The following is a 23849-nucleotide window of genomic DNA, read 5'->3' as shown; positions in this document are numbered from 1 at the left end:
TTGGGGCGGCACAATTATCGGCGTTCGGGACAGGCCTTCGGCGATGTGCGCTCAGGGTCCGACTCCCGCTATTTCACATCTGTCGGCTGAACGGCCGCTTTTGGCGCAACCGCGACCTCCAACGTAGTCGCCGGCGATGTCTGCTTTCAGGCGGTGGCGAAGCTGACCTCAACAGCCGACATTGGGCGCAACCTTCCCGTTTTCAAACCGGAAGGAATGACCCGTAGCTGCTGTCCAATTGCACGATCTCGATGGTCCGGTCTCGACGTGACGAGTTGCCATTCGGTCCAGCCGCGTCCCAAGTCTAGCTTTTCGCACTGATCTCCGGCGCAGGAGCGAAATCTGACGTCAGTCTCCGTATTCCGACGTCGTACACGCGTACTTCCTCATCGAAGCCCTTGAGGTGGCGCGCGCCGAGGGCGACCATCGGAATCTTGCCGCCGACGGAACACGCCACAGAGTCATCGGTGAGAATTTGCAGATCATCGGCCGACGAACACAGTCTGGACGCCAGGTTCACGACATTGCCGATGGCGGTGTAGTCAACGCGGGCCTCATAGCCAATTCGGCCGACCGTCGCCCGTCCCATCGCGAGCCCTATGCCGAAACCGACCGCGTGGCCGCGCAGACGCCACTCGGCGATCAGGTGCTGAACGGCATCCTGCATGTCAATCGCCATCTCGACGGCGCGAAGCGCTGGCTCCGCGCTCGGCACAGGGGCGTTGACAAGCACCATCAACCCGTCCGCCGAGAAGTTGGTCAGCGTGGCCTCGTAGCGCGTGATGATCGCGCCGAGAGCCTCATAATAGTCGCGCAACACCTGCATGACATCATCGGGTTCGGCGTGCGCCGAAAACGCGGTAAAGCCGCGTAGATCGCAGAAGACAGGGACCACTTCCGCCCGCTGGCCCGCGAGTACGCTCTCGTCACCGGATTTTTCCACGAGCTCGGCGACTTGCGGTGCGAGAAAGCGTTTCAGCCGCGCGATCCGCTCCGATCGATCCCGCGATTTGGCGAGTTCCTGAGCCATCTGATTGAACCGGACCGCCAGCCGTTCAAGTTCATCTCCGGTGGCGATGTCGATCCGGTGATCGAACTGTCCGGCACCGATTTTTTCGGTGCCCTCCTCCAGCTGACGGATGGGGCCGGTCATGCGCCTGGCAAGCCAGTAGGCGAGCGCCGCCGCTAAGATGAGCGCCGCAAGCAGCAGGCCGCCGGTGCGCCACAAAGAAGCATAGAGCGGTGCAAAAGCTTCTGCCTGCGGCTGCTCGACGAACATGGTCCAGCCAACACTGGGGATCGATGCCATCGCAGTCACGACGCGTTCATTCTCAGCGTTGCGGGCCGTTGTCGCCTCGCCGCCCGCTGTGGCGATCTCGTCCCGCAATCTGCGCCGGGCAGCCGCTGTGTTCTCGTCGGTGCCTTGCAACACCTTGCTGATGTCGGGGTGAGCGATAAGCCGGCCGGTCTGGTCAAGAACAAATGCCTGACCGCTGCGGCCGACACGAACTTCCGAAACGACAATCCAGATGAGCTTCAGGTTGATTTCGGCGACGACGAACGCATCCGCCTTGCGGTTTCCGGCCATTGCCATAGTCAGGAACGGTTCGGAGCCGTTGCGAAACATGACTGGGCCATACCATAAGCCCGTGGACCGGGCTCCCGCGACCGCAGGATCGCCTGAACGATCCGATCCACTTTCCATCCTGTTCAAGCCAATTCGGGACACGTGCAGCCGCTCTACTCCCGTACTGTCGACAAGAGTGATGCTGACAATTGCCGGGGCTTGGCGCATTGCCCGCAGGGCATCCAGGCGATGCTGTCCCTCGGCGTCCGGGTTCCAGGCCTGCTGGACCGTCCAGCTGAGCTGATCCCTGATGCCGTCGAGAAAGCTCTGCATCTTGCCGGCTGCCGATGTGGCTTCCACCCGCAAGAGAGCGCTGAGCATGGCACGCTGATCGCGATAGCCGAACCAGGCGTTGCTGATGCCGCTGGCAGTTATGGGGACAATGACGGCGGCTAAAAGGGCGATGAAATACTTCCGAAACAGTGATCGGCGCACGGGGGCGGCCTCGGGATGGATCGAATCCCGCACATCATCCTCATTCGATGACTTCATCAGCCATGATCAGTACGGTCTGCGGCAGATCGATGCCGAGAGCATTGGCCGTTTTCAAATTGACCGACAGCTCGAACTTTGTCGGTTGCTCGAGCGGAAGATCGCCGGGATTCTCTCCCTTGAGAATCCGGTCGACATAGAAAGCCAGCCGATGCAGCATCTCCGCGTAATCCGCGGAATAGGCAAGCAGACAGCCGTTTCGCGGATACCACGGAGCCCATGCCATCGTCGGCAACCGCTGTTCGAGCGCCAGATCGGCGATATGTGCCGCCTCGCCGGCGAGCATGACGTCGGGCAGGACGAAGATTGCCTGCACGCTCTCTTTCTTCATTTCCGGGATTGCGACATCGAGGTCCGCCGGCTGCCTGATGTGATGAAGCTTTACGCCAATGCCGAGCTTTTCGGCCGCGCGCATTGCATCAGCCTCGAATGGCAAATAGGAAACGTCCGGGTTGGCCAGAACCCCGATCGTGACGATACCCGGAATTGCTTCTTTCAGCAGTTCCAGACGCTTGGCAGTAAGTTCGGTCGCATAGTAGCTCACCCCGGTAAAATTGCCGCCTGGCCTGGCAAGGCTGGCGACGAGGCCAGCGGATATCGGATCCCCGCTGACGATCGATACGATCGGGACCGAATCCGTCACCTGGTGGGCTGCACGTCCCGCCGGTTGAGAGCTTGTCACGATCACGTCCACAGAAAGCTGCACCAGCTTGCGCGCCGCTTCGGCAAGTCTGTCGTAATTCTTGCCGGCCGCCTGGCACTCGAGTGCAAAGGTCTCGCCCTTCCTATAGCCCAGTTCCTCAAGCCCCTTGAGAAACGGTCCGAATTCGTCCTGAACAGTACCCGGGCTGCAGTTCCAATAGGTGAGAAGGCCTACATGCGGAACAGTTGCGGCCAGCCCTTGGCTGGCCGCAAACGGTCCAACGAACAGTGCCAGCAGGTAGGCAAGAGCGAAATACCCTTGACGCATTGGATCCACCTGATCGGTTTCGGACGGCAGCCGATGTCAGGAACCATTCCCAAATGATGCGAATTTCACGCTTCACCGGGGCTGCTCATCCAAAAAGTCGTTACCTACATCGAGCACTTGGTGCCCAAATATAGCGCTATTTGACCCACTCAGAAAGCGACACCATTAGCTGCTGGGCGGAAAGCGCGAAAGAGACGCACATGACCCCGAAGGTCAGAAAATGGCGTCGACAACCGTCATTCGCCGATATCGCATCAAACGACTGTTGCTGGCGCAATCGAGGCGACCCGTGCTTTTAACCGCTCTGCACGCGGAAGAAGCCGTTGGAGGACCAGGTTGGGTGGAAACTTGCCGTATGCGCGCCTGTCGGAACGACGTGATTGCGGCAAGGAGCGGACGTCGCCCCGCCTATGCGGCTTGCTCAGTCTAGCGTTGGGGCGGTCCGCAGACCGTTGAATCGAAATCGCTACGAAGCCCACGGGCAGACCTTGGCCTCCCGCGCTGAGCATTTCGATGATTGTTAAATCCAAAGAATCGCCACAGGACGGTGGCCGTCGAGCGAGTTTTCAGCAGCCCATTTCCGCAGCCTATTAATGTGCAACTTGGGAAGCTGCCGACATCAATTCCTCGGGATTCGGCGCTCTGAAGGTGTTGAGGCCATCCTCCAGAACTTCAGTGAAGTTCCAGCGTACGATGCCCGCCCGGTCGATTAGGAACTGACCGACAAGCTGCCCCTGGCCGGAAGCCACCATCGCCTGCTGATCGGCTTCCGTAATCTCATATCCTTCTTTCTTGTTGAGGAACTCGTTCATTGCCATGACGTCCATAGGCTCGGGCAACTCGCCCGGAAGGTGGATCCGTATCGCCATGACCGTGTCCATCCCAACCTCGCGCAAGCCGAAAGCACGGTGCGAGGCCCGCTCCGGGTCGGATGCGGCGAGAAGATCGGGTGCCGGGTGGTAACGGAAATAGAGCCGCGCCCGCTCGACCGGCGTATTGACCACCGCCAGGCATTCGACGCCTTTCTCACGCAGGGCCGGCTTGAGTTGCGCCATCGCCGCGACATGGCGCCGGCAGAACGGACAGTGCAGGCCTCGGAACAAACCGATCAACAACGGGCTACGGCCTCGAAAATCATCGAGCGCGATCTTGCCTTCGCGTGAGATCGCATTGAGCACAACATTCGGTGCCCGGTCGCCCGGCTGCAGCGGGCGGTCAACACTACTCGTGGACATAGACAACCTCCTCGCCCCGCATCAGTCAGGGAAAGCAGCACACCCAGCGTCTCGGAGGCGATCGAGTGCTGGGGGCGAAGACTTCCTGTGCCAAGGCAATAGCTTTCGACCTGCCGAGGTCGAGATTGCGCGCGTTGCAAGCCCATCATAACACGAAAAGCATCTGCGGGTCGCCGCCAAATGTGGTGAATGACCTCACGCGAGCGAATGCTCTTGCGCTGAAGGTCAGGTTCCCGACCTCGATTTGGAGGTTCAAGTCTGCAACGCCCAAGGTCGTCAACGGGTCGGTTTGGGCCGTTGCGCGAAGGGCAGGTTTGGAGAAGCGCTGCAAATGACAGGTTATGGCGCAACCACGACCCTCAGTGAGGTTCTTGGGATGTTGGCTTTCAGGAAGCGGCAATGCTGATCTCAATGTCCGACCTTGGGCGCTAACCCCCCGCCCCGCTGCCCCAAGGGCCATGGAACGCGCCCGGCCCGTCGATGCGCTCGAAGCCGTGCGCGCCGAAGAAATCGCGTTGCGCCTGGATCAGGTTCGAGGTGCCGCGGCCCTGGCGGTAGCTGTCGAAATAAGCCAGCGCCGACGACAGCGCCGGCACCGGCGAGCCGGCTTCCGACGCCCTTGCCACGATGCGCCGCAGCGATGGATGCGCTTCCTGCATCATCGCGATGAAGGCCGGCGCCATTAGGAGATTGGTGGTTGCGCCGCCCTTGTCGAGGGCTTCCGCCATCGTGTCCAGCAATTGCGAGCGGATGATGCAGCCGGCCCGCCATATCTTGGCGATGGTCGGCATCGGCAGGTTCCAGTTGAACTCCTTCGACGCGCCGCTCATCACTGCGAAGCCTTGCGCATAGGCTGATATCTTGCCGGCGAACAGCGCCAGTTCGAGATCGCCAAGAAACGCGTCCTTGTCTCCGGAAATCCTGGTCACGCCGCCATGGCCATAGGCCTTTTCGGCGGCCAGCCGCTCGTCCTTGATCGACGACAGCACGCGCGCCGCCACCGCCGCCTCGATCGCGGTGGCCGGAATGCCGAGCTGCTGCGCCTCGATGACCGACCATTTGCCGGTGCCCTTCTGGCCGGCGCGGTCGAGGATGATGTCGACCACCGGCTTGCCTGTCTTCGGATCGTCGGCGGCCAGCACCTTGGCGGTGATCTCGATCAGATAGGAGTTGAGCCGGCCCCTGTTCCAGCCGGCAAACACCTGTGCGATCTGCTTCGGCCCCATGCTTAAGCCGTCGCGCAAGATGCCGTAGATCTCGGCGATCATCTGCATGTCGGCATATTCGATGCCGTTATGGATGGTCTTGACGAAATGCCCGGCGCCATCGGTGCCAAGCCATGCCGCACAGGGCTCATCCCTGAACTTGGCCGAAATGGCGGTCAGCACCTTTTCGACGCGTTTCCAGGACCCTTCGGTGCCGCCGACCATGATCGACGGTCCATGGCGCGCGCCCTCCTCGCCGCCGGACACGCCCATGCCGATGAAGGTGAGACCCGAATCGGAAAGTTCGGAGAAGCGCCGCATCGTGTCGCGGAAATTGGCGTTGCCAGCATCGATGACGATGTCGTTGGCCGACAGCTCGCCGCGCAGTGCCGCGATCTGCTCATCGACCGGCTTGCCGGCCAGCACCATGATGATGATCGGCCGCGGCGGCCGGATGGCGGCGGCGAGTTCCTCCAGGTTGTAGCAGGGCACAACCATATCCCTGAGCGCCCCGGCATTCTCGACAAAGGCGTCGGTGCGCGCGGCGGTGCGGTTGAAGACGGCTATGCGGTGCCCCTTTTCGGCGATGTTGAGCGCCAGGTTGGAGCCCATCGTGCCAAGGCCGATCAGGCCGATTTCGGCTTTTTCCATCGTTTCTTCCCTGCCTTCGGATCTTTTGTTGAGGCGGCGATTTGTGGCGACTCCCATTCTTCCAGGATGCCACTCTTGCCGAGATGCCATTCTTGCCGCGATGTTTGACGGGCCTTCGGGGCTGCGTCAACCGCCTCGCCGAATTGTGTTGCAGGCGCCAGCTTGTCCTCAAGGCCTGATGTCGATCGGCGCCTCGATCTTCACCATCTCGAAATCCGAGACGAGAATATCGAGCCGCGCCGTCCATCGGCCGGGAACCGGGACGACGAGTTCGTCGACGCGCCAGCTGCCGTCGCCTGGCTTTGTCGCCGCGCGCTTGATCGGCTCGATGCCGGCATCGGGTTTTGACAGCACCAGCGTCACTTGCTCAGCGTCGAGCGGGCCAAAATCGCCGGTCATGATGACGATCGAGGCGGCAACCGGCCCGACATGGCCGGGCGTGATGCTGAGGTCGGCCATCGCCTTCGCCGTGTGGATATGCACCGACGCCGGCTGCGCCGCTGCGATCGCCAGGGCGCGTGGCGGCGGCGTGAAGCGCCAGCCGGCGGCAACGCCGAAGATCGCCAGAACGATCAGCATTTCAATGCCGATCGAGCGGACCAGCTTCTTCTGTACTTCCGTCTCTCCCGCTTCCGCCGGACCGGTCAGCTTCCAGCGGTTGATGGCGGCCAGCGTGAACAGAAACAACAGCAGCGCCAGCTTGATCAGCAGCAGCCGGCCATAGGCGGTCTCGAGCAAAGCTGCGGGCGACTGCACCTGGATGACAGCCAGCACGAAGCCAGCGGCCGCAAGCACGGCCACGACAGGCAGGATCGCCTGGGAAAACCGACGCAGGAAAGGCGCGGCCTCGGCCGGCTTCCGCCGCATGGCGAGACCGAGCGGCGCCAGCGCCCCGGCCCAGAATGCAATGCCGGCGCCGTGCAGGAACACCATCGGCCGCGTCAGCCATTGCGGTTCGGCAGCACTTGCGTGCCCGCTGGCGGCAAGGGCGGCGCCGACACCGGCCAGGCCGGCAAAGGCAAACAGTTTTGCGCCGCCGCGCGGCCCGACCAGCGACAGCAGGCCAAGCCCGAGCGCCACCAGCGCGACCAGCACCGTCCAGCTGAATCTGGTGGCGAGCCCGGCCTTCCAGATGTCCGGCTGCGCCAGCCGGACGAGCGGTGCACCGAGCGCGTCCAGTCCCTGCAAGCCGAGCGACAACGGCGCCGCGACGAGGCCGCAAAGGATCGCGGTGATGACGAAGCGCCGGCCGGCGCGCCCGCCTTGCGCCAGCCAGGCGATGGCAAAGGCGCCGCCGACGCCGAGAAACAGGCCGACATAGAGGAAGACCTTGCCGATCCAGATTGCCGACCTCAGACCCCGGTCGACAGCTTCGGATACGGCCGGCGCAGCACCAGGCGCGCCAATGGAAAACAGCACCGAGCCAACGACCGGATGGCCATCGGCGGAGATCACCCGCCAGCTCAGCACATGGGTGCCGGATCCGAGCCTGTGCGGATTATCGATGGCGAGCGTCTGGGCGTTGAGCCGAAACGACGTCAGCGGAACCGGCGTCCCGTCAGGCCGCACCAAGGCCAGCACCAGCGGTGATACCGGCTCGCTGAAGGTCAGCGAGAACTGCGCGGGGCTCTGCGCCAGCACGGCGCCGTCCGTCGGCTCGGTTGTGACCAGCGCCGCGTGGGCGAAGGCCTGACCTGGCGCGGCAATGGCGGCAAGCAGCACGATCGCAGCCAGCAGGCAGTTCGCACGGCCGGTTGTGCAGACCGTTCGCAGCAGGGATGCACTCATGTCACAAAAACAGCGGCGCGCTCTTTCGAACAAAACGCTCCGCCGAATAATCATAGCTTCGGCGAAAGCTTGAGGCCGGGCGCCGGATATTCCAGGGCATCCGCATCCTGGCCAGCCGCTGGTATCTCGATCCAGCGTTCAGCGGCGCCTTCGCATTCCTGCACCACCGGGAAGTAGAGCGTTTGGCCTACCGGCAGATCCGCCGCCAGTGTCCCACGGAAGACGAATTCGTCGTAGAATTCGTCCGGCAGGCTGCCGCCGCTCCAGTTGACTTCCTTGACGCCGCTGGACACCTCCTGACCATGGAGCTGATAGGATTTCTCGTATCTGCCGTTCTTGACCTGCAGCGTCCAGCCGGCCTTCGGCATCGGCTTCACTGAAATCACGCCCTCCGGGATCTGCACGCGCACGGCGGTCGTCGCCTTGCCTTCACAGCCATGCGGCACGCGCAGGACTGCCTTGTAGGTCGAACCGACCGCCGCCTCCTGGGTTTCCAGCGTGACGTGGGCAAAAGCTGCACCCGTCCCGAAGACGAGAAACGTGCAGGCCGAGAGAAGATAACGGTTCATGATGTTTCCCTGAGTTTGAATTGTGCGGATCTGGCCGGATCAATTGGCATGGTCGTGCATGCCGCCCATTTCGCCGATGCCTTCTACGGCGAACTCGACGGTGACGGCGCCGGCTTTCTCGAAGGCCAGCGCAGCGGAAAACGTCTCGCCTTGCTTGGGCTGGCGCTTGAGGCCGATAAACATCAGATGATAGCCGCCGGGAGCCAGCGCGACCTTGCCGCCGGCCGGGATTTCGAGGCCGCCGCTGACCGGCCGCATGGTCATGACGCCGTCCTTGACGCCCATTTCGTGCAGTTCGGTCCTGTCCGACACATCGGAGGAGATCGACAGCAGCCGGTCCGGCGAACTGCCGGAGTTGGTCACGGTGAAGTAGCCGCCGGCCACTTTGGCGCCCGGTGGCGTGGCGCGCGACCAGGGATGCACGATCTCGAGGTCACCAACCCTGAACTCATGCGCGAAAACGGCCTGGGCGCTGACGAACAGCAGGGCGAGGAGGAGTACGGTGATGCCGAGTCGCTCCTCGAAGCTGCGCAGAAAGCGGCTGGTGCGGCCGAGCCGCGCGCGAAAGGTGTGAGACATGATAGCTCCAGGAACTGAGAAATCGCGCCGTCGGCCGGTCGCGAACAGTTTCGATGTTGAACGAATTCGCCCGCGAAAAATTCCGCAAGGCGAACTGGGACGGATCAGGCCGTCACCGGAGGCGCCCGCGGATTCGACGGCGAGCGGTCGCGGGCAAAGTCGAGATGCCTGAACGCCGGCAGCACAAACGCAACGGTTTCGGCCGAATAAATGTCGGACAGCATGGCGGCAGCGGGCGGCGGAGCGTCGACAGCCGAGGCCATGCCGCAGCCGAGCACGCAGCAAGCCGGGATGTGCTGCTGGTGCGGGTCGCCGCCGGGACGCTGGGCCGCGCCCTCCTGGGTGCAGATGACGTTGCCGAAAGCGTCGCGTTGCGAAGCGTCCGGCCCGATGCCGAAGGCGAATGCGCCGAGCATCGACTGGAGCACGAGCAAATAGGCGGCGGCGAATGCCGCCGGCATGCTCCATTGTCTCCGCCGGATGTTCAAAGGCCTGCCTCCTCACGCAGCAACGGCAAGATATCTAGCACGCGGCCGGCGGTCGGAAAATCGCCAACTTGCCACTGCGGCAACGCGGCGCTTTAGGTCGTGTTGACAATCCTAGCCAGGAACGAAGCCGAGGAAGCTGGAAGTCAGCTCGTCGCATCAGTCTTCGATAGGGGCGGCGAACCGGATCCTGGAATTGTTGAAGCCGGCTCCGCCCCTCATTGCCCTGCCGGGCATTTCTCACCGTATAGTGACGGGGAGAAAGGGCCGGCCGCAGCCTCGGCGCCCTTCCCGCAACGCTGGCGATTGGCGAAACCGGCGACGACAGCGTCCCTCTCCCCGTCACTATACGGGGAGAGGTCGCCGGCAGGCGGGTGAGGGGGCAGCGCCAACCGGTCGATAGGGGCGGCGAACAGGATTCCTGGAATTGTTGAAGCCGGCGCTGCCCCTCATTGCCCTGCCGGGCATTTCTCCCCGTATAGTGACGGGGAGAAAGAGCCGGCCGCCACCGCGGCACACTTCCTGCAAGGCTGACAATTGGCGAAAATCGCCGAGAGCGTCCCTCTCCCCGTCACTATACGGGGAGAGGTCGCTATTAACCACGCTACGGTTGCTGGCCTTCCGGAATCGACGTCAGCAGCGTGTGCCGCGCCGACTTCAGATGCTTGCGGCAGGCAGTGTCGACCTTGCCGAGATCGCGCGATTTGAGCGCCGCTATATAGGCCAGGTGTTCCGCGACCGCCACCTCGTTGCGCTCGCGCTCCTGCGCCTTGTTCCACTGATAGTGGTAGTGGAAGATCATGGCGATGACGTCGTAGAAATCGACGATGAAGCGATTGTGCGACGCGCGGTGGATCAGCCGGTGAAAGCGCTCGTCGAGCTCCGAGAATTCGTTGAAGCGCGTGGCGATCTCGCGCGCCAGCAGGCGATGCTCGTCCTCAAGCAGGTCGAGGTCGGCCCACACCGGGCTGTCTTCCGGCAGCGCGGCGAAGGCGGCGGCCGAGCGCAGTTCGAACATCTCGCGGATTTCGGTCAGTTCCAGCGCGAAGGCGCGTGTAAAACCTTTCAGCACCCAATGGCTGTTGCGGCGCTTCTCGATCAGCCCGAAGCGGGAAAAGCGGATCAGGAACTCGCGCACGCTGGTGGTGCCGACGCCGATCTCGCGCGCCAGCTCGAGCTCGTTGATCTGCATGCCGGGCTCAGCACCGCCGGCAAGCAGCCGCCGCATGAAAGAGCGCTCGATGATCTGCGACAGCGTGTCGGTCTCTTCCTCGGGGAAAAAGTCGTCGGGCCGCGGCGCGCGCAACACCGTCTTGCTGCGCTTGTTCCAGGCGATCAGCCCGGTCTCTTCCATGCGCGCAAGGATGGTGCGGATGGTCGTGCGGCTGACGCCAAGCAGGGCGCCTAGCTCGGGCTCCGACGGCAGGCTTTTCGTTTCCTCGAGCAGCCGCAAACCACGATTGTAGGCGTCCTTGTAGACGTTGTTGCTCTTCGACATCCCCTGCCCCGTTGCGACGACGCGCGAAAAAACAATTGACGCAAAACTGTTTTTTCACGATAAAAGACATTAACTGTTAACAGGCGCGTGTCAATCGCTTGCCGATCCCAGGAACACCCAGGAAACTGCCCGTGAACCCCGCAAACAGCATTCTTCTGTCCCCCGCCGACAATGTCGCGGTCGCCAACGGCCGCATCGAGATCGGCGCGGTGCTGCCGGGCGGGGCCGTTGCCACGGCGCTGATCGAACCCGGCCACAAGGTGGCGATCAAGCCGATTGCCGCCGGCGAGGCCGTGGTCAAATACGCCCAGGCGATCGGCCGCGCCACCCAGGATATTGCACCCGGCGAGCATGTCCATTCGCACAATCTGGTCTTCGAGTCCGGGCGTTTGCCGGTGGTGCCGCCGAGCGAGGCCGTGCACGCGACAGAGGCCGACCGCGCCCGCACCTTCATGGGCTACCGCCGCGCCGACGGCCGTGCCGGCACGCGCAACTTCATCGGCATTCTCGCCAGCGTCAATTGCTCGGCCACCGTTTGCCACGCCATCGCCGACGAGGCCAACCGCACGCTGCTGCCCAGATATCCCGGCATTGACGGCTTCGTTCCCATCGTTCACGGCCAGGGCTGCGGCATGAGCGCCACCGGCGACGGCATGATGGTGCTGCACCGCACGCTTGCCGGCTATGCCCGCCACCCGAATTTTGGCGGCGTGCTAATGGTCGGTCTCGGCTGCGAAGTCAACCAGCTCACCCTCTATGGCCAGAAGGGCGTCGCCGCGGGAAAACGCCATTTCAACATCCAGGAAGCCGGCGGCTCGCGCAAGTCGGTCGAGAAGGCGATGTTGGTGCTGGCCGAGATCGCCGAGGAGGTCGGCAGGCTTGAGCGTGAGCCTATCCCGGTCAGCGAGATTGTCGTCGGCCTGCAATGCGGCGGCTCCGACGGCATGTCCGGCATCACCGCCAATCCGGCGCTTGGCGCCGCCGTCGACATCCTGGCCGGCGTCGGCGGCATCGGCATCCTCTCCGAAACGACGGAGATCTACGGCGCCGAGCATCTGCTGGCCTATCGCGCGGCGACCCCGGAGATCGCCGCCAAGCTCGACGGCTATGTAAAATGGTGGGAAGACCATGTCGCCAAGCATGGCGCCTCCATCGACAACAATCCCTCGCCAGGCAACAAGCGCGGCGGCCTGACCACCATTTTGGAGAAGTCGCTTGGCGCGGTCGCCAAGGGCGGCCAGACCCCGCTCAACGGCGTCTTCGGCTATGCCGAAAAGGTCGGCGGCCACGGCTTGGTGTTCATGGACACGCCCGGCTACGATCCGGTTTCCGCCACCGGCCAGGTGGCTGGCGGCGCCAACGTCATCGTCTTCACCACCGGCCGCGGCTCCTGCTTCGGCTGCCGGCCGACACCGTCGATCAAGGTCGCCAGCAACTCGACCATGTACCACACCATGGAAGAGGACATGGACGTCAATTGCGGCGTCATCGCCTCGGGCGAAAAGACCATCGCCGGCATGGGCCGCGAGATTTTCGAGCTGATCGTCGAGACGGCTTCCGGCCGCAAGACCAAGAGCGAGGCGTTCGGCTACGGCGACAACGAGTTCGTGCCCTGGCACCTCGGGGCGACCCTCTAGCCCGACCGCCAACCGACAACGACAATAGACAGGCCGGACAACTGCCGGTGGGGAGGCTTTGCATGAAGAAACGCCGTGTCGGCAGCACCGCGCTGGAAATAACCGAGGTCAGCTTCGGCGGCGCGGCGATCGGCGGCCTCTACCGATCCTGCCCGCGCGAGGCGGCGATGCAGACGCTGCAGGTCGCCTGGGATGCCGGCCTGCGCTATTTCGATACGGCGCCCTTCTACGGCTTCGGCCTCTCGGAACGCCGTTTTGGCGATTTCCTGCGCGACAAGCCGCGGGATTCCTACGTGCTGTCGACCAAGGTCGGGCGCCTGTTGCGGCCGGTGCCGGATGGCCAGATCCCGGACCATTCCTATGTCGATCCGCTGCCCTTTGCACTCGACTACGACTATTCCTACGACGGCATCATGCGCTCGGTCGAGTTCAGCTATGCGCGGCTTGGCCTCAATCGAATCGACATCCTGTTCGTCCACGACATCGGCGTCTACACGCATGGCGTCGAGAAAACCAAGCTGCATTTCCGCCAGTTCATGGATGGCGGGCTGAAGGCGCTGGAAGAGCTGAAATCGTCCAGGGTCATTTCGGCGTATGGCCTTGGCGTCAACGAGGTGCAGATCTGTCTCGATGTGCTGCGCCAGGCGCCGCTCGACTGCATCCTGCTCGCCAGCCGCTACTCGCTGCTCGACCGCACCGCCGAAGCCGAATTGCTGCCGCTTTGCCGGCAACGGCAGACCTCGCTGATCATCGGCGGCGTCTTCAATTCCGGTATTTTGGCGACCGGCCCGGTGCCAGGTGCGCATTTCGACTATTTGCCGGCCAGCCCGGATATTCTCGACCGCGTCGGCGCCATGGAGAGAATTGCCACGGAGGGCGGCTACCCGCTTGCCGCGGCGGCGTTCCAGTTCCCGCTGCACGAGCCTGTGGTGGCTTCTGTGCTGACGGGCACCGCCAAACCGGCCAACCTGGCGCGAAACCTGCAACTGCTCGACATCCAGGTGCCCGAAACCGAATTCGCCAAATATGATCCCCCTACGGTCGTACAGAAACTTGGCTGATGCGCTGCGGCCTTCGCCGGTTGATCTGCGGACGATGCGATCAGGAGGCGCCCACCTTACGCCTCACAAAAGAATGAATATTCCATATTGACTTGAAGATGGAATTAATATTCCATGCCTTTCGGAGAGGATTTGTGGGGTTTGTCAATGAGGATCGGCATTCCCTTCCTGTCGAAGCAAACGCAGGACCATACGAAACACCGCTTGCGTCGACCGGACCGATGCACTATCAAAATGCGGTAAATGTTTTTTATTGATAAAGTTCGGTTTGGCCAGCGCCTATCCAAACCGAGCTTCCGCAACACTCACCGGGCGACTTAGGGAGGAAGCCTAATGAAATTCGTGACCAGCATTCTCAACCGCCGCGCATTCGTGGCGCTCGCCGCCGCCTCGATGCTTGCCGGCGTGGTGCATTCGGGCCCGGCTTCGGCGGCCGACGAAACCATTCCGATAATCGTCAAGGACACCACCTCTTTCTACTGGCAGATCGTCCTGGCCGGCGCCCGCAAGGCCGGCAAGGACCTCGGCGTCAATGTGCCGGAACTCGGCGCCCAGGCGGAGACCGACGTCAACGGCCAGATCTCGATCCTTGAAAACGCCGTCGCCGGCAACCCGGCTGCCGTCGTCATCGCGCCGACCGAAGCCAAGGCGCTCGGAAAGCCGATCGACGAGGCCGCCACCAAGGTCAAGATCATCGGCATCGACTCCGGCGCCGACTCCAAGGCCTTCACCTCGTTCCTGACCACCGACAACATCCAGGGCGGCCGCGTCGCCGCTGACGGGCTGGCGGCGGCGATCGGCGAAGCCAATGGCGGCAAGATCGAGGGCGACGTCGCCCTGATCACCGCGCTTCCCGGCGCCGGCTCGCTCGAACAGCGCGCCCAGGGCTTCAAGGAACAGCTCGCCGCCAAATATCCCGGCCTCAAGCTGGTCGCCGACAAATATGCCGACGGCCAGGCCACCACCGGCCTCAACATCGCCACCGACCTGATCACCGCCAACCCGAACCTCAAGGGCATCTTCGCCTCCAACCTGATCATGGCGCAGGGCGTCGGTCAGGCGATCGCCGAGAACAGCCTTGCCGGCAAGGTCGGGCTGGTCGGCTTCGACAGCGACGAGAAGCTGATCAAATTCCTCAATGACGGCGTCATTTCGGCTCTCGTCGTCCAGGATCCGTACCGGATGGGCTATGACGGCATCAAGACGGCGCTCGCCGCCTCGAAGGGCGAGAAGGTCGAGGCCAATGTCGACACCGGCGCCAACCTGGTGACCAAGGCCAACATGAAAGATCCAAAGATCGACGCGCTGCTCAACCCGAAGCTCGACTGAGCATCGCCACAGGCGAACTGTTTCCGGGGCCCTTCGCCCCGGAAACACCCCGCACTCGTGCCAATCGTGAGGCCGATCTGGGAGGCCGATCTGGGAGGATTGCCATGACGTCGACGGCGCAGGAACTGCATCCGGCCCCAACGCTGGAACCGGGCAGGACGATCCTCGAACTCAAGGGACTGGAAAAGCGCTATCCCGGCACGCACGCGCTGAAGCCGGTCAACCTCGCCTTCAAGGCCGGCGAAATCCACGCCATCGTCGGCGAGAACGGCGCCGGCAAATCCACCCTGATCAAGCTTTTGACCGGCGTCATGCCGCGCACCTCCGGCGACGTCATCTGGGAGGGCAAGCCCGCCGCATTGGCGACGCCGCATGAGGCGATGGCGCTCGGCATCAATGCTGTGCATCAGGAAGTCGTCCTGTGCCGCCATCTCACCGTCGCGGCCAACATGTTCCTCGGCGAGGAGGCTTCCCGCTTCGGCATCCTGCAACAGCGGGCCATGGTCAGGGAAGCGCAGAAGATCATCGACGATCTCGGCTTCGATCTGCCGGCGCATGTCGTGCTGGGTGACCTGACCATAGGCCAGCAGCAGCTGATCGCCGCCGCCCGCGCCACCGTGCGCGGCACCAAGTTCCTGATCTTCGACGAGCCGACTGCCTATCTCACCCGCAAGGAAGCCGACCAGCTGTTCACGCTGATCCGCCGGCTGAAGGGCGAAGGCGTCACCATCATCTACATCAGCCACCGCATGGAAGAGGTGTTCGAGCTCGCCGACCGGGTCTCGGTGCTGCGCGACGGCACGCTTGTCGGCACCAGGAACATCGCCGAGACCAACGACGCCGAGCTGGTCAGGATGATGATCAACCGCTCGATCGAGCAAGTCTATCACAAGGAGCATTTTACCCCGGGCGCGACGCTCCTCGAAGCCCGAAACCTCTCCGGCAAGGGCTTCGAAAATGTCTCGATGACGGTCCGTGCCGGCGAAATCGTCGGGCTCTACGGCCTGATCGGTGCCGGGCGCAGCGAGTTCGTCACCACGCTCTACGGCCGTCATCGCAAATCGGCCGGCCAGATCCTCTGGGAGGGGAAGGAGGTTCAGGTCAACTCCGAGCATGACGCTATCAGGCTCGGCATGGCGCTGGCGCCGGAAAGCCGCCGCGACCAGGGCCTGTGCCTCAATTTGCCGGTCGGCCTCAATCTCAATCTGCCGATCTACAAGCGCATCTCCAGTAATCTGCTGATCTCCAGCGCACAGGAGAAGACCGAGGCGGATCGCCAGATCGCCAATCTCAGGATCAAGACGCCGACGCGCCACGCGCTCGCCTCCAGCCTGTCCGGCGGCAACCAGCAGAAGATCGTCATCGGCAAGTGGCTGGCGCACGGCGCCAAACTGTTCATCTTCGACGAGCCGACAGTTGGCGTCGATGTCGGCACCAAGGCCGAGATCTACCGCCTGTTCGGCGAACTGCTGTCCAAGGGCGCCGGCATCATCCTGATCTCGTCCTATCTGCCCGAGGTCTATGAACTGGCCGACACGCTGCATGTGTTCCGGCGCGGCAAGCTGGTGGCCACGCATGGTTTCCACACTGCCGACCATGAGGAGATCCTCACCCAGGCGCTGGCCGAGAAACAGGAAAAACCGGGAGGACAGATATGAGCACCGAGGCAATTGCTGCCGAAAAACCGAAGCGCAACTACAATGCCCTGTTCGGGCTGACGCTGCTGGCGCTGCTGGTGCTGTTGTGGGTCATCCTGTCGGTGGCGACGCCGAGCTTCGCCTCCGCCAACAACATCTCCAACCTGTTGCGGCAAGGTTCGATGATCGCCATCCTGGCGGTCGGCCAGACCTTCGTCATCATCACCGGCGGCATCGACCTTTCCGTCGGCGCCGTGGTCGGCTTTGCCACCGTCATCGCAGCGATGCTGATCAATGCCGGCGTGCCGGTCTTCCTCGCCATCCTGATCACCTTGCTGGTCGGCGTCGCCATCGGCCTGTTCCACGGCTTCGGCATCGTAAAAATGGGCCTGCCGCCATTCATCATCACGCTGGCGACACTGACCTCGCTGCGCGGCATCGGCCTTCTGATGACCAACGGCAACTCGATCTCGATCAACAACGACGCCTTCCAGCTGTTTTCGCGCAGCTCGTTCCTCGGCGTCCCCAATCTGTTCTGGATGGTGATCCTGGTTGGCATCCCCGCCTACATCTTCCTGCATCACAGCCGCTGGGGCCGGTATCTGTTCTCGGTCGGCTCCAACGCCGAGGCATCGCGACTGTCCGGCGTCAACGTCCAGCGCACCATCTACATGGCCTATACGCTGTCGGGCCTCTGTGCGGCTTTTGGCGGCGTGCTGCTTGCCTCACGCATCGGCATCGGCAATCCGACACAGGCCGAGGGCTGGGAGTTGCAGGCGATCGCCTCGTCGGTGATCGGCGGCACCTCGCTGTTCGGCGCCGTCGGCTCGGTGCACGGACCGCTGCTCGGCGCCTTCATCCTCGCCACCATCAACAACGGCGCCAATCTCTTGAACGTCAATGCCTTCTGGCAGCGCATCATTACCGGCGTGCTGATCATCGTCATCGTCTATTTCGACGGCCTGCGCCGCCGCGGCAAATAGACCATCTTAACAACCGCCGGCCCGGCGATCGGGCCGGCGGCGCCATCAACCGACTGGATCAAAGCATGAAAGCCGTCATCTGCCGTTCGCCCGGCGATCTTGTTGTGGAAGACCGCAAGGCGCCGAGCACACCACCGCCGGGCTGGGCGCTGGTCGCGGTCAGTCATGTCGGCATCTGCGGCACCGACTATCACATCTTCGAGGGCAAGCATCCGTTTCTCGCCTATCCGCGCATCATGGGCCATGAAGCGTCGGGAACCGTGATCGAGGCCGGCGAAGGCGTCGATCTGGCGGTGGGCGAGCCGGTGATCATCAACCCCTACCTCGCTTGCGGCGAATGCATCGCCTGCCGTCAAGGCAAGCCGAATTGCTGCGTCAGGATCGAAGTGCTCGGCGTCCACCGCGACGGCGCCATGTGCGAACGGGTCCTGGTGCCGGCGCAAAATCTTTATCCGGCCAACGGCCTGTCGCTGGCCGACGCCGCCGCCGTCGAATTTTTGGCGATCGGGGCGCATGCCGTGCGACGCTCGCCAACAGATCCCGGCGCGCGCACGCTGGTCATCGGCGCCGGGCCGATCGGCCTCGGCACGGCGCTGTTTGCCCGAATCGCCGGTCTCGACGTGACGCTGCTCGACATGAGCGCCGAGAGGCTAGGCTTCGCCGCAAGCGAACTCGGCTTCGCCATCCTCGACGGTTCGCGGCAGTCTGCGACCGATCTGGTGCGGGAGGCGACCAACGGCGAAGGTTTTGACGTGATTTTCGATGCCACCGGCAACACCCAGTCGGTCCAGTCAGCCTTCGCCCATGTCGCGCATGGCGGGACGCTGGTCCTGGTCAGCGTCGTCAAGGACGACATCGCCTTTTCCGATCCCGAATTCCACAAGCGTGAAATGACGCTGATCGGCAGCCGCAACGCGCTGCGCGCCGACTTCGACCATGTCGCCGCCTCGATCCGCGATGGTGCTGTGCCGCTGGCAAAGCTCGTCACCCATCGCACGACGCTTGGCGGCACGCCGCGCGACCTCGCCCGCTGGGCGCATGAGAAATCCGGCCTGATCAAAGCTGTCATCCAGGTCGGATAGGATGCCGGTTCTGACACGAAAATTCGGCGGTCGATAGGTGCGAACTTTGGCTTCGTCATCCTATGGCGAAGCAAGGAGCGAAGCGACGCGGCGCAGACCATAGTATCCATGCCGTGACCTTGAAGTATCGCGACGGTGCAGAATTCTGCTTCGCTTCACTCATCAACCAATGTTACGGCATGGATCCTTGGGTCTCCGCGACGGAGCTGCGCTCCTGCTTCGCCCAAGGATGACGACGTCAGAAAGCTACTCTTTTGCCGATAGTCTGAGCTCGACGCGCTCGGCCGGGAACCGCGTTTCGGCAAACTGGATCGGCTGGCCGTCCGGCGTGACATTGACGGCGACCGTGACCAGCACGATGGCACCGGGCTGCAGATCGAGATCGGCCAGGTCGGCGGCGTCCGCGTGGCGGGCCGACAGCACCGTCGATTGCCTGAGATAGTCACCGATGCCGAAACGCTGGAACGAGGCGGTCACCGATCCGGTTTCGGCCATGGCGGCATCGATGCCGGCGAAGCGGCCCGCATCGAACCAGCCGGTGGCACGCGAGACCGGCTGCCCATCGGCTTCGCCGCGTGTCTCAAGGCGTATGACATTCGAACCTTTGGCAAGACCTAGGCCTTCGGCGACGCGCCGGCTGGCCGGCTCGACCGCCGATTCGAGTAGCACGCTGCGGCGCTCCGACGCTTGCCCTTGCAAGCCCTCCGAAAACCGGGTGCGGGCGCCGATCGGATAGGACAGCCGCTTGCGCGACAGCACAAAAGTGCCGCGCCCCTGTTCGGCCCTGAGCACGCCATCCTGCACCAGTGCGGCGATGGCGCTGCGCACCGTATGGCGGTTGACGCCATAGCGCTCGGCTAATACAACTTCCGGTGGCATTGCAGCATTCTCGGCGAAGTCGCCGACGGCGATCGAATGCAGGATCTGGTCGGCGATCTGCCGCCACAGCGAGACGCCGCTGCGCCGCTCCAGGCTGTTGGCCATCTGCTGACCGATCATCTCTTTGCCCCGATCTTTTCGCCGCTGTCATCCATCCGTCATGGACAGGCCTTAGAAAATAGATATAATTTGTATAATTGTCTATATCAATAGACAAATTTTCGATGCAAGGGAATGTTAACCATGCGAGGACAGGAAGCGCGCGATCAGCAGCTTGAGCGCAAGGCGGTCATGGCGACGCTGGCGCAATCGACCGGCGACGATATCGTCCGCCTCTGGAACCAAGCCGGCCTGCCTTCGGAAGCAGAACTCCTGCGCGGTCCCGAAACCGGCCTGGTCACCGTGCGTGGCCGCATCGGCGGCGGCGGCGCGCCATTCAACGTCGGCGAGGCGACGATCACCCGCGCGACGGTGCGGCTTGCCTCGGGAGAAGTCGGCCATTGCTACGCGCTGGGCCGTGACAAGCAGAAAGCAAAACTGGCGGCGATCGCCGACGCGCTCTGGCAGGATCCCACCCGCCGCAACGAGGTCGAGACCAAACTCATTGCGCCGCTGCAAGCCGCACTGGCCAGCGCACGCGAGCGGCGGCGAGCCGAGACGGCGGCAACGAAGGTCGATTTCTTCACCATGGTGCGCGGAGAAGACTGATGGACATCGCAACCCAGGCGATCGAGGGCGGCTTTGTCGATCCGGTGTTCAACGCCCAGACGGTGTTCCGCGCCGTGATGGACGCAATGGCGCGGCCGGGCACCTTAAAACCTCTGCCGGTGTTTGCCCGCCCGCCGGCGCCGCTGTCGGCCACCGCCGGTGCCATCGCGCTGGCGCTGTGCGACAACGACACGCCGCTCTGGCTCGACCTCGTTTTGCAGGCCCCGGCAGCGATAAAATCCTGGCTTGGTTTCCACACCGGCGCGCCACTGGCCAACACGCCGGCCGACGCGCATTTCGCGCTGATCGCCACGCCGGCCGAGATGATGGCGCTCGACGGCTTTTCGCAAGGCACCCAGGACTATCCCGACCGCTCGACGACGCTGATCCTGCAGGTGAGCGATCTCGTCTCAGGCGCCCCGCTGCTGCTCGAAGGTCCCGGCATCGAAACAACCGCAACAATCGCGCCGGCGCAGATGCCGCGCCACTTCGTTGAACAATGGAAGCAGAACAATCAGCGTTTTCCCCGTGGTGTCGACATCATCCTCGCCACCCCGGACGGCGTTGCCTGCCTGCCGCGCACGACGCGCATCAAGACGATGGAGGCGTGATATGTATGTCGCGGTAAAAGGCGGCGAGGCGGCCATTGCCAACGCCCATGCCCTGCTCGCCGACCGCCGCCGCGGCGACCGTTCGGTGCCGGCGCTTCGCCTCGACCAGATCGTCGAGCAGCTGGCGCTCGGCGTCGACCGGGTGATGAGCGAAGGTTCGCTCTACGACCGCGAATTGGCGGCGCTGGCGATCGTTCAGGCGCGCGGCGACATGATCGAGGCGATCTTCCTGGTCCGCGCCTATCGCACCACGCTGCCGCGCTTCGGCTACACCAGGGCGATCGACACCGGCGCGATGCTGGTCGAGCGGCGCGTGTCGGCGACCTACAAGGATCTGCCCGGCGGCCAGCTGCTCGGCCCGACCTTCGACTACACGCATAGGTTGCTCGACCCCGAGCTTGCCGCCGGCGGCGAGGTCGCCGAGCCACAGCAGCGCGCCAGCGAGGCGGAAGCCATGCCGCGCGTCTCCGCCATCCTCGCCCGCGAAGGCCTGATCGAACCCGATGGCGACATGCCGCAGGACCACGTCCCCGGCGACATCACCCGCGAGCCGCTGGAATTTCCGATGGCGCGCGACATCCGCCTGCAGGCGCTGTCACGCGGCGACGAGGGTTTTCTGCTGGCGCTCGGCTATTCCACCCAGCGCGGCTATGCCCGCAACCATCCGTTCGTCGGCGAGGTTCGCATCGGCGAGGTCGAGCTGGAACTCGACGTGCCGGAGCTGCCATTCGCCGTACCACTCGGTTCTGTGCGCGTCACCGAGTGCCAGATGGTCAACCAGTTCAAGGGCTCGGCCAAGGCGCCGCCGCAATTCACCCGCGGCTACGGCCTCGTCTTCGGCCAGAGCGAGCGCAAGGCGATGGCCATGGCGCTGTGCGACCGCGCGCTTCGTGCAACCGAATTCGGCGAAGATGTCGTCGCCGCAGCCCAGGACGAAGAATTCGTCATCTCGCATTCCGACAATGTCCAGGCGACCGGCTTCGTCGAGCACCTGAAGCTGCCGCACTATGTCGACTTCCAGGCCGAGCTCGATCTGGTGCGTCGCATGCGCGCCGAGCACGACGCCCGCGAACACGCAAGCAAGGCCGAAGAAAAAAGGGAGGCAGCGGAATGAGCGCGCAACCGACCGACATCGCCACCTACAACTTCGCCTATCTCGACGAGCAGACCAAGCGGATGATCCGCCGCGCAATCCTCAAGGGCATCGCCATTCCCGGCTACCAGGTGCCGTTCGCCTCGCGCGAGATGCCGATGCCCTATGGCTGGGGCACCGGCGGCGTCCAGGTAACGGCTTCGATCATCGGCCCCGACGATGTGCTGAAGGTCATCGACCAGGGCGCCGACGACACCACCAATGCGGTCTCGATCCGCGCCTTCTTCAAGAAAGTCGCCAATGTCGCCGTCACCACCGAGACGGCCAAGGCGACTCTCATCCAGACCCGCCACCGCATTCCCGAACATCCGCTGACATCGGGCCAGGTGCTGGTCTATCAGGTGCCGATCCCCGAGCCGCTGCGCTTCCTCGAGCCGCGCGAGACGGAAACGCGGAAAATGCATGCGCTGGAGGAATACGGCCTCATGCATGTAAAACTCTACGAAGACATCGCCCGGCATGGCCGCATCGCCACCACCTATGCCTACCCGGTCAAGGTCGAGGGCCGCTATGTGATGGACCCGTCGCCGACGCCAAAGTTCGATAACCCGAAAATGCACCGTTCGCCGGCTCTGCAACTGTTCGGTGCCGGCCGCGAAAAGCGCATCTATGCGCTGCCGCCTTTCACCGACGTCGTCAGCCTCGACTTCGAGGACTATCCGTTCGAGGTGCAGAGCTTCGACCAGCCCTGCGCACTGTGCGCCGCCGAGAACGTCTATCTCGACGAGGTCATCCTCGACGACCATGGCGGCCACATGTTCGTCTGCTCCGATACCGACCATTGCGAGAAGCGGCGCGAGCAAGGCCATCGCGGCCACCTTGCGCCCGAAACCTCTCCTGCCGTGGAAAAAACGGAGCCGGCGCAATGACCGACGAACCACTGCTGCGCGTCTCCGCGCTGTCCAAGTTCTACGGTTCGCGCATAGGTTGCGAGAACGTCACCTTCGACCTGTGGCCGGGCGAGGTGCTGGCAGTGGTCGGTGAATCCGGATCCGGCAAGACGACGCTGCTCAACTGCCTGTCGACAAGATTGCTGCCGAGCTCCGGCACCGCCAGCTACCGCATGCGCGACGGCCAGTTCCGCGAGCTTTACCGCATGAGCGAGGCCGAGCGCCGCTTCCTGATGCGCACCGACTGGGGTTTTGTCCACCAGAACCCGGCCGACGGGCTGCGCATGACGGTGTCGGCCGGCGCCAATGTCGGCGAGCGGCTGATGGCGGTCGGCGACCGCCACTATGGGAATATCCGCGCCACCGCCGTCGACTGGCTGTCGCGCGTCGAGATCGACGAGGACCGCATCGACGACGAACCGCGCGCCTTCTCCGGCGGCATGCGCCAGCGCCTGCAGATCGCCCGCAACCTCGTCACCGGGCCACGCCTGGTGTTCATGGACGAGCCGACCGGCGGCCTTGACGTTTCGGTGCAGGCGCGCCTGCTCGACCTGCTGCGCGGCCTGGTCACCGATCTCGGCCTGGCGGCGATCGTCGTCACCCACGACCTTGCGGTGGCGCGTCTGCTGTCGCAACGCATGATGGTGATGAAGGACGGCCGCGTCGTCGAAAGCGGCCTCACCGACCGGGTGCTCGACGATCCGCGCGCGCCCTACACGCAACTCCTTGTTTCTTCGATATTGCAGGTGTGAGGATGATTGTTCCGGCGTACCCCCCTCT

Annotated in this window: 21 protein-coding genes; 11 read left to right on the top strand and 10 right to left on the bottom strand. The window is 63.6% G+C overall.

Going from position 1 to position 23849, the window contains the following annotated elements:
• Positions 1–304: 304 nt before the first annotated feature.
• The 9 genes from JG739_RS07395 to JG739_RS07355 all read right to left on the bottom strand — a co-directional run bounded on the left by JG739_RS07395 (position 305) and on the right by JG739_RS07355 (position 11099).
• Positions 305–2119 (bottom strand): HAMP domain-containing protein, encoded by a 1815-nt coding sequence (locus tag JG739_RS07395; RefSeq protein WP_244749730.1) that lies wholly within the window; start codon positions 2117–2119, stop codon positions 305–307.
• Positions 2103–3089: an ABC transporter substrate-binding protein gene (locus tag JG739_RS07390; protein ID WP_244749728.1), complete on the bottom strand. Its 987-nt coding sequence runs from the start codon at positions 3087–3089 to the stop codon at positions 2103–2105. The genes JG739_RS07395 and JG739_RS07390 overlap by 17 nt, the downstream gene beginning before the upstream one ends.
• 590 nt (positions 3090–3679) lie before the next feature.
• On the bottom strand, positions 3680–4324 hold the full coding sequence (locus JG739_RS07385; RefSeq protein ID WP_192361436.1) for a peroxiredoxin-like family protein: 645 nt from the start codon (positions 4322–4324) through the stop codon (positions 3680–3682).
• Positions 4325–4752: 428 nt separating this feature from the next.
• Complete coding sequence (gene gndA / locus JG739_RS07380; RefSeq protein WP_202365900.1) at positions 4753–6180, bottom strand: NADP-dependent phosphogluconate dehydrogenase; 1428 nt, start codon at positions 6178–6180, stop codon at positions 4753–4755.
• Between the two features lie 168 nt (positions 6181–6348).
• Positions 6349–7968, bottom strand: coding sequence for a copper resistance CopC/CopD family protein (locus JG739_RS07375; RefSeq protein ID WP_202365899.1), 1620 nt, complete (start codon positions 7966–7968; stop codon positions 6349–6351).
• A gap of 50 nt (positions 7969–8018) precedes the next feature.
• Complete coding sequence (locus JG739_RS07370) at positions 8019–8537, bottom strand: YcnI family copper-binding membrane protein (RefSeq protein ID WP_202365898.1); 519 nt, start codon at positions 8535–8537, stop codon at positions 8019–8021.
• Between the two features lie 39 nt (positions 8538–8576).
• The gene (locus tag JG739_RS07365; RefSeq protein ID WP_202365897.1) at positions 8577–9116 is read right to left on the bottom strand and encodes a copper chaperone PCu(A)C; all 540 of its coding nucleotides are present in this window, start codon (positions 9114–9116) and stop codon (positions 8577–8579) included.
• A gap of 104 nt (positions 9117–9220) precedes the next feature.
• Positions 9221–9577 (bottom strand): DUF2946 family protein, encoded by a 357-nt coding sequence (locus JG739_RS07360; RefSeq protein ID WP_202365896.1) that lies wholly within the window; start codon positions 9575–9577, stop codon positions 9221–9223.
• Positions 9578–10205: 628 nt separating this feature from the next.
• Positions 10206–11099 carry a GntR family transcriptional regulator gene (locus tag JG739_RS07355; protein WP_202365895.1) on the bottom strand — a complete coding sequence of 298 codons (894 nt, stop codon included), beginning with the start codon at positions 11097–11099 and terminating at the stop codon, positions 10206–10208.
• A 131-nt stretch (positions 11100–11230) separates the two neighbouring features.
• Between JG739_RS07355 and JG739_RS07350 the strand changes: the two genes are divergently transcribed.
• The 6 genes from JG739_RS07350 (at position 11231) to JG739_RS07325 (ending at position 18828) form a co-directional block, all read left to right on the top strand.
• Positions 11231–12736, top strand: coding sequence for a UxaA family hydrolase (locus JG739_RS07350; RefSeq protein WP_202365894.1), 1506 nt, complete (start codon positions 11231–11233; stop codon positions 12734–12736).
• Positions 12737–12798: 62 nt separating this feature from the next.
• The gene (locus JG739_RS07345) at positions 12799–13797 is read left to right on the top strand and encodes an aldo/keto reductase (protein WP_202365893.1); all 999 of its coding nucleotides are present in this window, start codon (positions 12799–12801) and stop codon (positions 13795–13797) included.
• Between the two features lie 333 nt (positions 13798–14130).
• Positions 14131–15126, top strand: coding sequence for an ABC transporter substrate-binding protein (locus JG739_RS07340; RefSeq protein ID WP_202365892.1), 996 nt, complete (start codon positions 14131–14133; stop codon positions 15124–15126).
• Positions 15127–15230: 104 nt separating this feature from the next.
• Positions 15231–16784, top strand: coding sequence for a sugar ABC transporter ATP-binding protein (locus JG739_RS07335; protein ID WP_202365891.1), 1554 nt, complete (start codon positions 15231–15233; stop codon positions 16782–16784).
• The gene (locus JG739_RS07330; protein ID WP_202365890.1) at positions 16781–17746 is read left to right on the top strand and encodes an ABC transporter permease; all 966 of its coding nucleotides are present in this window, start codon (positions 16781–16783) and stop codon (positions 17744–17746) included. Before JG739_RS07335 ends, JG739_RS07330 begins: the two co-directional genes overlap by 4 nt.
• 65 nt (positions 17747–17811) lie before the next feature.
• The gene (locus JG739_RS07325) at positions 17812–18828 is read left to right on the top strand and encodes a zinc-binding alcohol dehydrogenase family protein (RefSeq protein WP_202365889.1); all 1017 of its coding nucleotides are present in this window, start codon (positions 17812–17814) and stop codon (positions 18826–18828) included.
• Positions 18829–19074: 246 nt separating this feature from the next.
• Here JG739_RS07325 and phnF read toward each other — a convergent pair whose 3' ends face one another.
• Positions 19075–19827, bottom strand: coding sequence for a phosphonate metabolism transcriptional regulator PhnF (phnF, locus tag JG739_RS07320; protein ID WP_202365888.1), 753 nt, complete (start codon positions 19825–19827; stop codon positions 19075–19077).
• Positions 19828–19950: 123 nt separating this feature from the next.
• Between phnF and phnG the strand changes: the two genes are divergently transcribed.
• Genes phnG through phnK form a run of 5 tightly spaced genes read left to right on the top strand, consistent with a single transcriptional unit; the run spans position 19951 to position 23821 of the window.
• Positions 19951–20415: a phosphonate C-P lyase system protein PhnG gene (phnG, locus tag JG739_RS07315; RefSeq protein ID WP_202365887.1), complete on the top strand. Its 465-nt coding sequence runs from the start codon at positions 19951–19953 to the stop codon at positions 20413–20415.
• Complete coding sequence (phnH, locus tag JG739_RS07310) at positions 20415–21026, top strand: phosphonate C-P lyase system protein PhnH (RefSeq protein ID WP_202365886.1); 612 nt, start codon at positions 20415–20417, stop codon at positions 21024–21026. Before phnG ends, phnH begins: the two co-directional genes overlap by 1 nt.
• Position 21027: 1 nt before the next feature.
• Positions 21028–22140 carry a carbon-phosphorus lyase complex subunit PhnI gene (locus JG739_RS07305; RefSeq protein WP_202365885.1) on the top strand — a complete coding sequence of 371 codons (1113 nt, stop codon included), beginning with the start codon at positions 21028–21030 and terminating at the stop codon, positions 22138–22140.
• The gene (locus tag JG739_RS07300) at positions 22137–23048 is read left to right on the top strand and encodes an alpha-D-ribose 1-methylphosphonate 5-phosphate C-P-lyase PhnJ (protein WP_202365884.1); all 912 of its coding nucleotides are present in this window, start codon (positions 22137–22139) and stop codon (positions 23046–23048) included. The genes JG739_RS07305 and JG739_RS07300 overlap by 4 nt, the downstream gene beginning before the upstream one ends.
• On the top strand, positions 23045–23821 hold the full coding sequence (gene phnK, locus JG739_RS07295; protein ID WP_202365883.1) for a phosphonate C-P lyase system protein PhnK: 777 nt from the start codon (positions 23045–23047) through the stop codon (positions 23819–23821). Before JG739_RS07300 ends, phnK begins: the two co-directional genes overlap by 4 nt.
• Positions 23822–23849 lie beyond the last annotated feature (28 nt).

The organism is Mesorhizobium sp. L-2-11 (genome assembly GCF_016756595.1).
In the GTDB taxonomy this organism is placed as follows: domain Bacteria; phylum Pseudomonadota; class Alphaproteobacteria; order Rhizobiales; family Rhizobiaceae; genus Mesorhizobium.
The sequence above is the reverse complement of the archived record's forward strand: the minus strand, read 5'-3'. Positions and strand labels throughout refer to the sequence as shown.

Excerpts from the sequence above, each read along its gene's own strand:
- JG739_RS07395 (WP_244749730.1), bottom strand. The coding sequence starts at position 2,119 with ATGAAGTCATCGAATGAGGATGATGTGCGGGATTCGATCCATCCCGAG.
- JG739_RS07390 (WP_244749728.1), bottom strand. The coding sequence starts at position 3,089 with ATGCGTCAAGGGTATTTCGCTCTTGCCTACCTGCTGGCACTGTTCGTT.
- JG739_RS07385 (WP_192361436.1), bottom strand. The coding sequence starts at position 4,324 with ATGTCCACGAGTAGTGTTGACCGCCCGCTGCAGCCGGGCGACCGGGCA.
- gndA (WP_202365900.1), bottom strand. The coding sequence starts at position 6,180 with ATGGAAAAAGCCGAAATCGGCCTGATCGGCCTTGGCACGATGGGCTCC.
- JG739_RS07375 (WP_202365899.1), bottom strand. The coding sequence starts at position 7,968 with ATGAGTGCATCCCTGCTGCGAACGGTCTGCACAACCGGCCGTGCGAAC.
- JG739_RS07370 (WP_202365898.1), bottom strand. The coding sequence starts at position 8,537 with ATGAACCGTTATCTTCTCTCGGCCTGCACGTTTCTCGTCTTCGGGACG.
- JG739_RS07365 (WP_202365897.1), bottom strand. The coding sequence starts at position 9,116 with ATGTCTCACACCTTTCGCGCGCGGCTCGGCCGCACCAGCCGCTTTCTG.
- JG739_RS07360 (WP_202365896.1), bottom strand. The coding sequence starts at position 9,577 with ATGCCGGCGGCATTCGCCGCCGCCTATTTGCTCGTGCTCCAGTCGATG.
- JG739_RS07355 (WP_202365895.1), bottom strand. The coding sequence starts at position 11,099 with ATGTCGAAGAGCAACAACGTCTACAAGGACGCCTACAATCGTGGTTTG.
- JG739_RS07345 (WP_202365893.1), top strand. The coding sequence starts at position 12,799 with ATGAAGAAACGCCGTGTCGGCAGCACCGCGCTGGAAATAACCGAGGTC.
- JG739_RS07340 (WP_202365892.1), top strand. The coding sequence starts at position 14,131 with ATGAAATTCGTGACCAGCATTCTCAACCGCCGCGCATTCGTGGCGCTC.
- JG739_RS07335 (WP_202365891.1), top strand. The coding sequence starts at position 15,231 with ATGACGTCGACGGCGCAGGAACTGCATCCGGCCCCAACGCTGGAACCG.
- JG739_RS07330 (WP_202365890.1), top strand. The coding sequence starts at position 16,781 with ATGAGCACCGAGGCAATTGCTGCCGAAAAACCGAAGCGCAACTACAAT.
- JG739_RS07325 (WP_202365889.1), top strand. The coding sequence starts at position 17,812 with ATGAAAGCCGTCATCTGCCGTTCGCCCGGCGATCTTGTTGTGGAAGAC.
- phnF (WP_202365888.1), bottom strand. The coding sequence starts at position 19,827 with ATGATCGGTCAGCAGATGGCCAACAGCCTGGAGCGGCGCAGCGGCGTC.
- phnG (WP_202365887.1), top strand. The coding sequence starts at position 19,951 with ATGCGAGGACAGGAAGCGCGCGATCAGCAGCTTGAGCGCAAGGCGGTC.
- phnH (WP_202365886.1), top strand. The coding sequence starts at position 20,415 with ATGGACATCGCAACCCAGGCGATCGAGGGCGGCTTTGTCGATCCGGTG.
- JG739_RS07305 (WP_202365885.1), top strand. The coding sequence starts at position 21,028 with ATGTATGTCGCGGTAAAAGGCGGCGAGGCGGCCATTGCCAACGCCCAT.
- JG739_RS07300 (WP_202365884.1), top strand. The coding sequence starts at position 22,137 with ATGAGCGCGCAACCGACCGACATCGCCACCTACAACTTCGCCTATCTC.
- phnK (WP_202365883.1), top strand. The coding sequence starts at position 23,045 with ATGACCGACGAACCACTGCTGCGCGTCTCCGCGCTGTCCAAGTTCTAC.